The 12,264-nt window shown below is 46.5% G+C and carries 16 protein-coding genes and 1 pseudogene; 7 read left to right on the top strand and 10 right to left on the bottom strand.

The window, feature by feature from the left end; all coding sequences use genetic code 11:
• Positions 1-236 precede the first annotated feature (236 nt).
• From RMO35_RS06210 to RMO35_RS06195, 4 genes are all read right to left on the bottom strand, one after another.
• Complete coding sequence (locus RMO35_RS06210) at positions 237-377, bottom strand: hypothetical protein (RefSeq protein ID WP_309739379.1); 141 nt, start codon at positions 375-377, stop codon at positions 237-239.
• Positions 378-490: 113 nt separating this feature from the next.
• Positions 491-1,162: an HAD-IA family hydrolase gene (locus RMO35_RS06205; protein WP_309739378.1), complete on the bottom strand. Its 672-nt coding sequence runs from the start codon at positions 1,160-1,162 to the stop codon at positions 491-493.
• 39 nt (positions 1,163-1,201) lie between these two features.
• Entirely contained in the window at positions 1,202-2,152 is a 951-nt protein-coding gene (gene queG, locus RMO35_RS06200; protein WP_309739377.1) for a tRNA epoxyqueuosine(34) reductase QueG, read from the bottom strand.
• A gap of 108 nt (positions 2,153-2,260) precedes the next feature.
• Complete coding sequence (locus tag RMO35_RS06195) at positions 2,261-2,593, bottom strand: XisI protein (RefSeq protein WP_309739376.1); 333 nt, start codon at positions 2,591-2,593, stop codon at positions 2,261-2,263.
• A gap of 217 nt (positions 2,594-2,810) precedes the next feature.
• Between RMO35_RS06195 and RMO35_RS06190 the strand changes: the two genes are divergently transcribed.
• Together RMO35_RS06190 and RMO35_RS06185 are read left to right on the top strand one after the other, a co-directional pair.
• A complete protein-coding gene (locus RMO35_RS06190; protein WP_309739373.1) occupies positions 2,811-4,892 on the top strand; it encodes a M3 family metallopeptidase in 2,082 nt (693 codons plus the stop codon).
• 103 nt (positions 4,893-4,995) lie between these two features.
• Positions 4,996-5,193, top strand: a complete 198-nt coding sequence (locus tag RMO35_RS06185; RefSeq protein ID WP_309739371.1) for a hypothetical protein — start codon at positions 4,996-4,998, stop codon at positions 5,191-5,193.
• 502 nt (positions 5,194-5,695) lie between these two features.
• Here RMO35_RS06185 and RMO35_RS06180 read toward each other — a convergent pair.
• The 3 genes from RMO35_RS06180 to rph all read right to left on the bottom strand — a co-directional run bounded on the left by RMO35_RS06180 (position 5,696) and on the right by rph (position 7,619).
• Positions 5,696-5,956: a hypothetical protein gene (locus RMO35_RS06180; RefSeq protein WP_309739370.1), complete on the bottom strand. Its 261-nt coding sequence runs from the start codon at positions 5,954-5,956 to the stop codon at positions 5,696-5,698.
• A 191-nt stretch (positions 5,957-6,147) separates the two neighbouring features.
• Entirely contained in the window at positions 6,148-6,822 is a 675-nt protein-coding gene (locus RMO35_RS06175; RefSeq protein ID WP_309739369.1) for an HAD family hydrolase, read from the bottom strand.
• A gap of 74 nt (positions 6,823-6,896) precedes the next feature.
• Positions 6,897-7,619: a ribonuclease PH gene (rph, locus tag RMO35_RS06170; RefSeq protein ID WP_309739367.1), complete on the bottom strand. Its 723-nt coding sequence runs from the start codon at positions 7,617-7,619 to the stop codon at positions 6,897-6,899.
• 316 nt (positions 7,620-7,935) lie between these two features.
• On the opposite strand from rph, the gene RMO35_RS06165 reads away from it, so the two are divergent.
• On the top strand, positions 7,936-8,484 hold the full coding sequence (locus RMO35_RS06165) for a cob(I)yrinic acid a,c-diamide adenosyltransferase (RefSeq protein ID WP_309739366.1): 549 nt from the start codon (positions 7,936-7,938) through the stop codon (positions 8,482-8,484).
• Between the two features lie 164 nt (positions 8,485-8,648).
• Here RMO35_RS06165 and RMO35_RS06160 read toward each other — a convergent pair whose 3' ends face one another.
• Entirely contained in the window at positions 8,649-9,338 is a 690-nt protein-coding gene (locus tag RMO35_RS06160) for a DUF3318 domain-containing protein (protein WP_309739365.1), read from the bottom strand.
• A 230-nt stretch (positions 9,339-9,568) separates the two neighbouring features.
• Between RMO35_RS06160 and RMO35_RS06155 the strand changes: the two genes are divergently transcribed.
• Positions 9,569-10,171, top strand: coding sequence for a CAP domain-containing protein (locus RMO35_RS06155; protein WP_309739364.1), 603 nt, complete (start codon positions 9,569-9,571; stop codon positions 10,169-10,171).
• 115 nt (positions 10,172-10,286) lie between these two features.
• A complete protein-coding gene (locus RMO35_RS06150) occupies positions 10,287-10,910 on the top strand; it encodes a ribonuclease D (protein ID WP_309739363.1) in 624 nt (207 codons plus the stop codon).
• 4 nt (positions 10,911-10,914) lie between these two features.
• On the opposite strand, the gene RMO35_RS06145 is transcribed toward RMO35_RS06150, so the two are convergent.
• Positions 10,915-11,277: a type II toxin-antitoxin system PemK/MazF family toxin gene (locus RMO35_RS06145; protein WP_309739362.1), complete on the bottom strand. Its 363-nt coding sequence runs from the start codon at positions 11,275-11,277 to the stop codon at positions 10,915-10,917.
• Positions 11,270-11,497, bottom strand: a complete 228-nt coding sequence (locus RMO35_RS06140; RefSeq protein WP_309739361.1) for a CopG family transcriptional regulator — start codon at positions 11,495-11,497, stop codon at positions 11,270-11,272. The genes RMO35_RS06145 and RMO35_RS06140 overlap by 8 nt, the downstream gene beginning before the upstream one ends.
• A 72-nt stretch (positions 11,498-11,569) precedes the next feature.
• Between RMO35_RS06140 and RMO35_RS06135 the strand changes: the two genes are divergently transcribed.
• Entirely contained in the window at positions 11,570-12,076 is a 507-nt protein-coding gene (locus RMO35_RS06135; protein ID WP_309739360.1) for a GNAT family N-acetyltransferase, read from the top strand.
• Positions 12,076-12,264 (top strand): annotated as a pseudogene (locus tag RMO35_RS06130) (hypothetical protein); the annotation flags it as partial. The gene RMO35_RS06135 and the pseudogene RMO35_RS06130, both read left to right, overlap by 1 nt.

The raw sequence follows: 12,264 nt of genomic DNA, 5'->3' as shown, positions 1-12,264 counted from the left end.
ACCTCAGCGCGATTTGGGTCGCTCCCAAGTTTGGGAGCGATTCGCGCACGCCTCTGTTCCCCGACGGTTTAGCGGCGTTTTTATGTCTAGGGTTCCCCCCGAATAAAAAAACGACAAGACAGCGAATCAGCGACGCGCTCATCACGGAGGTTCCCTCCAGGTCGAGCGCGTCAAGACAAGACAGAGGGGAGCCAGAGCCGGAGTGAGGGCGACGGGATTTCGGCTCGAATCATCCTCTAATAGTCATTATCGGCAACACATAGCCCTTTGCACTTAATTCCATTTGTCGCGGTACGGAGACAGTGAGGACAGAGCACTTTTTCGGCTGGTGGTGGCGTGGTACTTGCTGGTGGTGTCGGCTGTGGCGGCTGGTTCAATGTCAATATAAATTTGGACTAAGGATCGATACTCTCATTTTAAATATCGATCTTTAGTATAAATACCAGGATTGAGATCGGCAATTCCCCGCAGACCTAATTAGCGCATTCGATTATGAACATGCCAGTGGCGTGGATGTGGGTGGATAAAACCGGGCGAGGGCATTTATCAGTGCTAACGGCTTGGTAATCAGTAGATCTGGCTGTCTATCGATCAGAGCTGTGGGTGCATTGAAACCCCATCCGACAGCAACAACGCGGATGCCGATCGATCTAGCCGCTTGAATATCGCGAATTTCGTCACCGATATAGATCGCGTCGGATATAGAACAATGATACTGCTTGAGCAACTTCCCGATCGCTTTACCTTTACCAAAAGTAGACGCAGTATTGACGAAATCAAACAGATGTTCGATCTGATTTTGGCTTAAAAGCGACCTAATGTTTGCCTCGGCATTGGAACTAACAATTCCCAATCGATAACCCTGAGCTTTGAGGGTATTGAGGAGTTCGATCGCGCCGGGAAAAAATCTCACATTCCGCACTTCGCCAGGGAACTCTTCTTTAACGCGCTTGAGTAAAAAGGGCAGCTTCCACAGGGCAACTTTGGAAAGTTTGATAATTTCCCACGAGCTAAGATATTTGAGACTTGCTAATTGCTCATCACCAATCTGCGAATAACCGAATTCCGGTGCCAATCGGTTGCTGATTCGCATTAAGGCGCCCAATGTATCTGCTAGGGTACCATCAAAATCAAAAATGATGAGTTTAGAATTGTTAAGCATTTGTGAGAAGCCGATACCAGTTTTAAAATTGTAATCTAATTAACGTTCGATTGCGATCCCCAGATTGTGAAGATTTGCGCTGGCATTGCGTCGCCACATCGCTGGCTTTATTCTACGCAATGCTGAGGCTCTGAAGCTGCGATCCCACGCCTCATCGGCGAGCGATCCCAACTCGGTTAATGTGCGATCGAGATTACAGGGATCGGGCTGAAAATCTGCTATGTCGGTCGGCTGGGCAAATTTCTGATTCCACGGACAAACATCTTGACAAATATCACAACCTGCGACCCATCCTTGCAGATTATTCGCGATTTCCGGCGGTAAGATTTCGGCACGATTCTCGATCGTATGGTAAGCAATACATCGATTGGCATCGACTACAAAAGGTTGGGTAATTGCCCCAGTCGGACAAGCAGAAATACAGCGCGTACATGTGCCGCAGTGCTGGGTGTGGGGCTCGTTAGCAATCAGGGGAATATTAGTGACAATCTCACCTAAAAAGATCCAGGAGCCATATTGACGATTGATGACATTGCCGTTTTTCCCAATCCAGCCGATGCCCGCAGCTTGCGCCCAAAATTTATCTTGAATTGGCCCGGTATCGACGTAATAACGTGCTTCAACATTATCGAACGTTTCCGTCAACCAACTAGTGAGTTGCTTGAGTTTTTTGGTTAAGACTTTGTGATAGTCCCGCCCCCACGCATAACGCGCGATTTTGGCATGGTTGGGGCTGTCAGGACGTTGGTGGGGAGTGTAATAATTGAGTGCTACTGCGATAACGGTTTTAGCTGATGGCATCAGGCGATAAATATCCTGACGGCGGGCGTCAGACATCCACGCCATCTCAGCTTGATAGCCCAAGGCTAACCACTCTTGAAGGCGTTGGGCGGCGGTATTGGTGGTGTTGGGGTCAATAGCGGCGATCCCGACGGCATGGAAGCCAATTTCACGGGCACGATCTTTGACCTGTTGTGTGCGATCGTTCATGGATACAGATGTTGTGTGCCGAGCTAACCCAGGTTGCTGTCTTAAAATTATCACCGATGGCGATCGAGAACCGATCGACAGCAGCATAATTATTTAAAATAAGTGCGATTAGGTGACTGAATAGCCACTAAATTGACGCTTGAAGGGAGAATGAAAGCCCAGTACGATATCGGATGTCAGAACTCCTTTTTCGGTCAAGACTTGGGAGATCGTCTCTGTACCATTGTATTGAATCCAGATTTTGCCATCTTTAATATCAAAGTGTAGAATCATGCTAAAAATGCGTTGTTGCTCCTCCCAACCTACATATGCAAGTTGATAACGATCGTGTTCGGTATCACAAATAATTTCTGCTTCTACATCGTTAGAGTAGGTGTAAGGATGTGCTTGCTCGGTAAGAATTTGACGGATTATTTTTCGGTATTGTTGAAGCTTATTCATTGTTTGATTTCTGCTCCAACTTGTTGAATTCTAGCAGATCGGATCTTAACAGCGACAATTACAATTCATCCACACAACATAATGAAAGCCATTCACGAACATGTTGTTGCTGTTTGCCCCAAGCTGGTGTTAGTGATGACGGTAAACCAGACACGGCATCCAGTGTCGATCGAGAGATAATGAAAATATATATTATCGATTCTCACTACACTTGCTTATGAATCCGCTATTACAAGGTCAGGGATTGCCCCCATTTCCAGAAATCCAAACAGAGCAGGTCGTTCCCGACATTACCGCACTGCTGGCTGAAGCTAATGAAGAATTAACCAAGCTCGAAGCGAATATCGTCCCCACTTGGGCGGGATTAGTCGAACCACTCGATCGGATTGTCGAGCGGCTGTCCTGGGGGTGGAGTATCGTCGGACACCTAATGAGCGTCCAAAATAGTCCCGAACTGCGTGCCGCTCATGAAGAAATGCAGCCCCAGACAGTCCAGTTTTGGATGCGGTTGGGACAAAGCGCCCAGCTCTATCAGGGCTATAAAGCGATCGCCGCCAGTCCCGAATTCGCCAACTTCGATCCAGCCCAAAAACGGATTATCGAAGCCGCCATCCGCGATATGGAGCTATCTGGAGTAGGTCTGACTGGCGCACCGAAGGAACGATTCAATCAGATTCAGCTCGAACTAGCCGAGTTGTCCAATAAGTTTTCCAATAACGTCCTCGACGCGACTAAAGCCTATAGCCTCACCCTGACTAAACCTGAAGAAATCGCGGGACTCCCCGAAAGTCTGCTCGGACAAGCCGCGCAATCCGCCAGAGCCGCCGGAAATGAAGCCGCAACCCCCACAGATGGCCCCTGGGTAATCACCCTCGACGCGCCGAGTTACATGCCCTTCATGCAGCACAGCCAACGCCGAGACTTGCGGGAGCAAGTGTATAAAGCCCTCGTCAGTCGCGCTTCATCTGGGGAACAAGATAACCTCGGTAATATCGATCGCATTCTCGAACTCCGCCGCGAAATGGCAAACATCCTCGGGTTCGACAACTTTGCCGAACTCAGCCTCGCCAGTAAAATGGCACCCACTGTCGCCGCCGTCGAAAATCTGCTCGAATCCCTCCGCAGTGCCAGCTTTGAAGCCGCCAAACAGGATCTCGAAGATCTCCGCGCTTTTGCCATTTCTAAAGATGCCCCCGAAGCCAACGATCTCAAACACTGGGACATGGCCTACTGGTCGGAACGCCTGCGGGAAGCCAAATTTGACTTTAATGCTGAAGAATTACGCCCCTATTTCCCCTTAGAACAAGTGCTATCGGGCTTATTCAACCTCGCGCACAGTCTATTTGGCATTAATATTACCGCCGCCGACGGCCAAGCACCCGTCTGGAATCCCGACGTGCGCTACTTCCAAGTCGCCAACGAGCAAAATCAACCGATAGCCTTTTTCTACCTCGACCCCTACAGCCGTCCAGCCGAAAAACGCGGTGGTGCCTGGATGAATGATTGCATCAGCCGCTCCAAATTGACCGATAAAGATGGGTCGAAAGTACGTTTGCCAGTTGCATATCTAATCTGCAATCAAACGCCCCCAGTAGACGGCAAACCCAGTCTGATGACCTTCGGCGAAGTCGAAACCCTGTTCCACGAATTCGGGCACGGCTTACAGCACATGCTCACCACCGTCGATTATGTCGGTGCATCGGGGATTAGCAACGTCGAATGGGATGCGGTCGAATTACCTAGTCAATTTATGGAAAACTGGTGCTACCATCGCCCCACCCTACTGAGTCTGGGCAAACACTACGAAACTGGCGAACCATTACCCGAACACTACTATCAAAAACTCCTCGCCGCACGCACATTTATGAGCGGTAGTGGGATGCTCCGCCAAATCCACTTTAGCTGGCTGGATCTGGAAATCCACAGCCGCTTCCAACCAGGCGGCTCGGAAACCATTGCCGATGTCCGCAATCGCCTCGCCAAAATCAGTATGGTAATTCCCCCATTACCGGAAGACAATTTCCTCTGCTCCTTCGGACATATTTTCGCGGGCGGTTATGCAGCGGGCTACTATAGCTACAAGTGGGCGGAAGTCTTGAGTGCCGATGCGTTCGCCGCATTTGAAGATGCTGGGCTAGATGATGCGGACGCGATCGAGACGACCGGACGACGATTCCGCGATACAGTATTATCGCTGGGCGGTAGCCAGCACCCGATGGAGGTGTTTACAGCATTCCGGGGACGTGAGCCAGATCCAGCGGCGTTATTGCGTCACAATGGGTTAGTTGCTGCGAAGTAGGCTGGAAGCTCGCGAATTTGCGGTAGGGGCAATTTATGAATTGCCCCTATTTTTAGATATAAAATAGAGAATGAATTAATAGTAAAAAAAGCATTTTGACATCATGCTTACTTCGATCGAGCAAATCACTCAATTACTTCCGAAGGCTTCTGAATCAGTATTGCAAGAAATCTGGATGATTCTGAGTACTGCGACAAAAAATGAGGAATCCTCAGATCCAGAAAGCACTTCGATCGGAAATCACAGTGCTTTTTTGAATGGTTATGCGCCTGAAGATGAAGGGCTGTATGATGACTATTAAAGCTGGTGAATTTTGGTTGGCAGAAATTCAATATACAAATGGTACTGATGCTAAAAAGCGTCCGGTACTTATTTTATGGCTGGATTGACAAGATGCGATCGTTGCTCTTGTTACATCTGCCCCGCCTCGCACGAACACAGATGTTTTGTTAGACAGATGGGCAGAAAGTGGATTAAGAGTCGCTTCTACCGTTCGATTATCGAGATTAGATCGCTTAGAACAATTACTGTTTAATAAGAAAATTGGTCGGTTATCTGAAACTGATGCAATACAATTGAAAAAAGTTTGGTCGGAGTTTATTAAAGTGCAATTTTGACATTCTACTAGATTGAAGAGACGAATGGGTATCCTAGATCTGAGTAGTAAGTAGATTGAGGTTGGGTTGAAGAATTACACCCAACCTACACTCAAAAGATTTGGCTCGATCGATAATTTACTCAACAACCCAGCTTTTGAAGAGGTTGGGTTTCTACTTGTGCTAGCAAAGTTGTAGATTTATCCTCTAAGCTGCCTGAGAAGTGTCTCCAAAATTATCCCGAAAAGATGCTTGTACCTGCGCTGTAGGAACGATCGTCCAGCCCGATTGAAGCAATCTTTGACTGGTTGCCCAGCCTTTCGAGCCGCCGGGAATTGGATAATCCCGAACGTATAAACTTGGGAAAGCGGTATGGGGTTTCCAGGGATGATAAGGTTCTAATCTAAGATATAGAGTTAGTTTGCCTTTAGACGCAAATGAGGGAATCCAGCACAGTTGTCCGGCCATTTTAGTATCCTCCTATGTTTACATAGCCATCTTTTCGTCGATCGATATCGGTTGAGTAAATGTTTGAGACTTTGGGTCGATCGATTACCTCCGGTACGCTTTGCGATCGGATCGAAAAAACCTTATTCTCACTTTGCCAAAAATAAGCTTGACAAAAAGTAACGATCGCTACCAGATGTAACTTGAATAAGTTATTCAAGGATGAATTCCACAGCTTCAGCCAAATTTGAGACAATTTTATCGGGCTGGTAGTGTTCTAGTCGATCGCGATCGCGAATCCCAGATAGTACCCCAATTACTTTGATATGATGAGTTTTAGCGGCGATGATATCTGCCTCGGTATCGCCAATCATCCAGGTATTTGGATCGGGTTTCAATTCACTTAAAGCCTTCACCATTAATTGAGTTTTAGCTTGGACATCATCGTGTTTTATGTAGTCATTGGGTAAGCAGTAACGGTAATGTGGCAAGAAAAAGCGATCGAGATCGTATTGTTTGAAAGCTGGTTCGAGTTCGCAGGTACGCCGGAGTGTCATTACCAATAGTTCGCTGCCAGACGATTGAATCTTTTCGAGTGCAGCGATGGAGCCTGGTACGACTAAATCAAATGGTAGATATTGGATTTGATGGGCGTGGCGATCGCGTAGCTGTTTGAAGACTTCTGCCTGCTCTACTGTCAAGCCAGACTCGATCCCGAGTTGACGTTCGGGAATTAAAGCTTGTTTATACGCCCAAAATTTAGCTTTTGGGAAGATGTTTAGAATTTGATTGGGGAGTTTAACTTTCTCTAAGCAGAGTTGATAGACATGATAGTATCGATCGGACAAATCCATAATTGGCCCATCAAAGTCGGTGATAATTCGCATTATGGTAAATCTATAATATCAGTCGGCAGTTTAGAGCGTTGGTACCTACTCGACTAACTTAGATCGCTCGAACTTTAGAGCGGGTTTATCGTGGCGATTTCAGCAGTTTGGACGACCATTAATTCCTGAATTCCCAGATCGGCAAGATCCAATAACTCATTCATTTGCTGACGACTAAAACTCCCTGCTTCTGCGGTACCTTGCACTTCAATTAGTTCGCGATTATCGGTCATGACGACATTGAAATCGACATCGGCTGCGACATCTTCAGGATAATCCAGATCCAAAAACGCTTCCCCATCCAGCAATCCCACCGATACCGCCGCAACTTGGCGAACTAGTGGCGAGCGAGTCAGTTCGCCGCTCGCAATTAGCTTGTGGATGGCCTGTGCCAAAGCCACGTATCCGCCTGTTATTGCCGTCGTGCGGGTACCTGCATCTGCCTGAAGGACATCTGCGTCAATCAGGATCGTTTTCTCTCCTAGAAGGGCAAAATCGAGGGTCGATCGCAAACTCCGACCGATGAGCCGTTGGATTTCCTGGGTGCGTCCCGAGAGCTTGAGCGTCTCGCGCTCGTGGCGTTGGGGGGTAGCACCTGGCAACATTCGGTACTCTGCTGTCAGCCAACCCGTCCCCGTCCCCGCCAAAAACTTCGGCACCCCATCTTTAATGGTGACGGTGCAGAGTACCCGCGTATCGCCACAATGGGTCAACACCGAACTGGTGGCAAATTTAGTAAAGTTGCTCTCAAAGGTAACTGGTCGTAACTGATTCGATTTCCGGTGTTGACGCTGCATTTGAGAGTAATGGGTAAGGGGTAATAGGTAGATATCAGAGCATCAGATACTCATTAACTTTTGTATGCGGTTTAAATTTAGCTCTCGATCGAGCAACGCCACTCAATTCTACCCTCTACACTCTCCCCTCTATCCCATATCCCATATCCCATATCCCCTAAACTGCCCCTTGACCGATCGCATATTTGGTGTTTCACTGGATAAACGCTCGGCACGAAACGCTATATATTGTCTACTATAGACTGCCGAGCGGACAGGGATAGCCCACCAGGGCAGACCTTTTGAATAATGAAATGCGGCTCATTTGACGTTGAATATGATTGCACAACTAAATAGTCATCCAGAAAATACTACGATTACTCAGGACACTTTAGAACAAACTCAAACCGATCCACTTCATCACCAGATTGAGATTGTCGATACACCAGCCGATCGCTTTTGTACCGAAATCGTTGCTAATGCACTCCAGCTCGCTAGCACGGGACAAAGAGTTTTGATCGTGCAATTACTGAAGGGTGGGATTCGCCAAGGACACGATCGAGTGGTCAATCTCGCTCAAAATCTAGATTGGATTCGCTGTAATTTAATTCGGAATATCTCTATTGCCGACCTAAACGATCTAGAGTTACACAATTTCGAGCAGTTATGGAAACACGTTCGCAATTTAGCTCGAATTCCGCAGGGTGAATCGGCAACTTCCAGTGAATATACGCTGCTAATTTTAGATGACTTGAGTCTAGCGATCGACTTGAATTTGATTAGTATTGAAGCGGCGCTAAATTTTCTCACTAAGTTGCCCAAGGATCTCAAGCTGATCCTGACGGGGACGAATCCACATCCAGCCATCCTGGAGCTAGCCGGATAAATCGATCCGCTCCATTTAATAACAGACCCCCGATTTCTCCAAGAAATCGGGGGTCTGTTTGATATTCTGACAACAGTTGTAATTTACTAGTGCTTGACATAAATCTTGGGTACCCTTTATGGGTACCCTGGGTTTACGCTTTTACTAGATAAAAAGCATTGAACTTAACGGTAACTTTCACGATTCTCGCGATCGTCGGCTAGAGCGCGTCCGCGCGGGGCGGTGCGTCCGCGCTCGACTTTATCTTTGGCTTTAGTCGCACTGCGTTTGAGCGCGTCGAGACGGGACTCGTAGTGCTTGCGTTTGCTCTTTTTAGGAGTATCATCGGTCAGAGTTTTTAAGGCACTACCCAGGCTCTTGTAGGCATTGGGGAGGGTATAACCAAAGCGGGTTGCTAGGGCGATCGCTTTTTCATCAGCGTCGATCGCTTCTTTGAGGTGACGATCGCTATTATTGCGCGAGTAGAGTCGATATCCCGATACACCACAAAGTCCGAGCGCGAGGATTAATAATAAACCATCTTGCACCCATAACTCGCCAACAGCACCGCCCAAGCCGATCGCCAGAGCTGCCATTTCCCAGCCATCGCGGGAGATCGTATCGTTTTGGACTCTAGCGACTTCATGCCAAAATAACAGGTTGCGCTGATCGAGCGCCAGACGTTCCCATTTGACGAGATCGATCTGAATTTCTACTTGATCTTTCCCTAATTCTTCACTGCGAATTAGAGGGGGATTGACTTCGACTGTCGTTTCTACAGTCACCCAGCTTTGAAGTTCTGGTGGGAGCAGGCTTTTGAGCCGACGCAGTTCACTCATTTCAGCGCGAGCAGAGGCAGCAGAATAGGATGTCATAGTGATAGTCTCGATCGATCTTAGTTACTATTTTAGCGAATTCCCGGACGAGAATGAAAAAGTTTATCTGAGATTAGATTACATCTTTGTGCGATCTCGATCGCAGTGGATAGCAATTTTAGATGTCATCTTAGGTTTAACAGTTGGTGCAGCCTTTCAAAATTAGCAGTAAGAATCACGTCATCGCTAATTTTAGACATTCGCAAAATCCAAACCCCAGTAACCTTCCGATGAAATCTAACTTTTTAGGCACAATTTTCGCCCTTGCTTCCGTCATTAGTCTAATTGCTACCACTGCACGCGCTGACATTAGCACTAATAATATGCCCTCTCATCGACCAGCGATCGACACTGCCGCACAAGAAGAAGCCGACGAAACTCCCCAGGCTCCAGCGGTTAAGCGTCCATCTATCCCTGCACCTGTGATGAATAGTGTCGAAATAGAAACATTTAACCTCGTCAATAAATATCGTCAGTCTCGCAATTTACCACCATTAACGATGGATGCGGCGATCGTTGCTGAAGCCAAAGCCCATAGCGAGCGCATGGCTAGAGTCGGACAGATGAGCCACGATGGTTTTAACGAACGCGTGACATCGGTTTCTAAAACGATTATTTATCGTAAGGCTGCTGAGAATGTCGCTTACAATATGGGCTATGGTAAGCCCGATTTAGTTGCCGTCCAAGGTTGGATCGAAAGCCCCGGACACCAAAAAAATATGGTCGGCCCTTACGATCTTACTGGCATCGGCGTAGCTAAAAATGATAAGGGTGTCTATTACTTTACCCAAATTTTTATCCGTAAAGCTTACTATGTCGCTGATGCTGACTAAGTTAGGGGATAGGGAACAAGGGATGAAACTAGCGCTGAAAAAGATTAATTTTTTACTTTGGCAGCAGGTCTAATATTCTATGATGTAGATCGTGCCATCCTAACCATTACTCCATATGGAAGACTTTCAAATTTGCGATCGAGATTTAGATGCTGCGCTGACAGAGAAATATCTCCAGGCAGAATCGATCGCTGTCGATACTGAGACAATGGGATTGAACTATCATCGCGACAGGTTGTGTTTGGTACAATTATTTTCACCTGGTTTGCTGACGGTAATCCGGATTGCCAAAGGACAAACTACCGCGCCCAATCTTCAACAGGTGATGACGGCTACCAATGTTACTAAGGTTTTTCACTTCGCTAGATTCGATGTGGCGCAATTGCGTCACCGTTTGGGCATCGAAACTCAACCGATATTCTGTACCAAAATCGCTAGTAAACTAATCCGCACCTACTCAAGCCGTCACGGCTTGAAGGAATTAGTTTCGCAACTCGAAGGGGTAGATTTAGATAAATCTGCTCAAAGCTCGGATTGGGGTGATGCCGACAATCTCTCAGATGCACAACTCCGCTATGCTGCTAATGATGTCCGATATCTGATTAGTATGCGCCAGAAATTGATTACTAAATTGCAACGCGAAGATCGGTGGGAATTGGCACAGGATTGTTTTAAAGTTTTGCCGACGTTGGTTGCGCTGGATATATTACAGTATGAAGATATATTTTCTCATCATTAGAATTCTAAACCGAGCCGAAACCACAAACGATCGAGAGTGACTCCTGAATTTGCCGCCAATAGTTGGCTTCCAAAATTCCAACTAATCCCAGCACTCTTTGTCCATCAATAGAGCGAATTTGAGCAACATCTAAAAAGCGATCTCGATCGAGACCATTATTAGTACTAGCTAGCACGTTGACGACATAAGGTGCTTGTTTAGTACCCGGTCGAAATGGAATTACGATTGTGAGTTGACCATATTGATTCATAGTATCATTTTGTAGAATCAGACAGGAACGAGTTTTTTGAATCTCAGCCCCGATAGTTGGATCTAACTTCACCCACCGAATTTCACCACGTTGATAAGTTAATGTTCCATTAGGCATCGATTCCATCTCCAGCCAATCGATCCCATTCGGCTATTTCTGCCTGATATTCTGGATCTTGAATGTCTGCTTGCAGAGCCGCGATCGTTTCTTGCTCCAAAATCTTCCGTCGTTCTTGAGTAATCAGCGAGTTGAGATAATCACTCCGATTACCCTGCGCTTGTCGATCGATAAAAGATAATAACTCTCGATCGAGCGTAATCGCGATTTTTTGTTTCATTATCTTACCTTGCATGAATATGATAATATTATCATACCACAATAATTAAAGCAAATAATCGATCGCATCACAATGCTACCAATCTTCGTGCGCCAAGCAAATTTAGACGATCTTTCGACAGTTTCAGATATATTAGCTGAAGCTGCGGCATGGCTCGATCGCGAAAATATGACGTTGTGGCAACAGGAACATATATCTTTATCAGTCATTCAGCAAGACATCGAACAGGGTTTATTTTACATCGCCTGTTGCGGGGATATTGCGGCTGGTGTCGTCATATTTCAAACCGAAGATTTAGTATTTTGGCCGGATATTATCCAGACAGATTCGACATTTTTACATCGATTGGCAGTGCGCAGGAGCTTTGCAGGTGGCTCGGTTTCAACTCAAATATTTCAGTGGGCGATCGATCGTACTAGAGAATTAGGTAGACATTTTGTGAGATTAGATTGTGTTGCCGATCGTCCGCGTTTACGTTCAGTATATGAGAACTTTGGCTTCAAACATCATAGCGATCGGCAAGTTGGAGCATATTTTGTGGCACGATATGAATATGAGATTTGCGATCGGATAAATTAATGGCTCAATATAAACACGACCGATTCTTTAAATTTTACCTGCGTTCCTTATATCAGTCCAAAGGTGAGACACTCCAGAATATTCAAGTTAGAAATGATGAAGATCTAGAAATAGACTTTATGTTTGTCGCTCAGTCGGATAAGTTTGGCTGGCAGCAGGAAGATTTAGGCTTATTTGATGCCCTGATG

This window comes from Chamaesiphon sp. OTE_20_metabat_361, from assembly GCF_031364565.1.
The sequence above is the reverse complement of the archived record's forward strand: the minus strand, read 5'-3'. Positions and strand labels throughout refer to the sequence as shown.

Coding starts and splice junctions, on each gene's coding strand:
- RMO35_RS06205 (WP_309739378.1), bottom strand. CDS start 1,162: ATGCTTAACAATTCTAAACTCATCATTTTTGATTTTGATGGTACCCTA.
- queG (WP_309739377.1), bottom strand. CDS start 2,152: ATGAACGATCGCACACAACAGGTCAAAGATCGTGCCCGTGAAATTGGC.
- RMO35_RS06195 (WP_309739376.1), bottom strand. CDS start 2,593: ATGAATAAGCTTCAACAATACCGAAAAATAATCCGTCAAATTCTTACC.
- RMO35_RS06190 (WP_309739373.1), top strand. CDS start 2,811: ATGAATCCGCTATTACAAGGTCAGGGATTGCCCCCATTTCCAGAAATC.
- RMO35_RS06185 (WP_309739371.1), top strand. CDS start 4,996: ATGCTTACTTCGATCGAGCAAATCACTCAATTACTTCCGAAGGCTTCT.
- RMO35_RS06180 (WP_309739370.1), bottom strand. CDS start 5,956: ATGGCCGGACAACTGTGCTGGATTCCCTCATTTGCGTCTAAAGGCAAA.
- RMO35_RS06175 (WP_309739369.1), bottom strand. CDS start 6,822: ATGCGAATTATCACCGACTTTGATGGGCCAATTATGGATTTGTCCGAT.
- rph (WP_309739367.1), bottom strand. CDS start 7,619: ATGCAGCGTCAACACCGGAAATCGAATCAGTTACGACCAGTTACCTTT.
- RMO35_RS06165 (WP_309739366.1), top strand. CDS start 7,936: ATGATTGCACAACTAAATAGTCATCCAGAAAATACTACGATTACTCAG.
- RMO35_RS06160 (WP_309739365.1), bottom strand. CDS start 9,338: ATGACATCCTATTCTGCTGCCTCTGCTCGCGCTGAAATGAGTGAACTG.
- RMO35_RS06155 (WP_309739364.1), top strand. CDS start 9,569: ATGAAATCTAACTTTTTAGGCACAATTTTCGCCCTTGCTTCCGTCATT.
- RMO35_RS06150 (WP_309739363.1), top strand. CDS start 10,287: ATGGAAGACTTTCAAATTTGCGATCGAGATTTAGATGCTGCGCTGACA.
- RMO35_RS06145 (WP_309739362.1), bottom strand. CDS start 11,277: ATGCCTAATGGAACATTAACTTATCAACGTGGTGAAATTCGGTGGGTG.
- RMO35_RS06140 (WP_309739361.1), bottom strand. CDS start 11,497: ATGAAACAAAAAATCGCGATTACGCTCGATCGAGAGTTATTATCTTTT.
- RMO35_RS06135 (WP_309739360.1), top strand. CDS start 11,570: ATGCTACCAATCTTCGTGCGCCAAGCAAATTTAGACGATCTTTCGACA.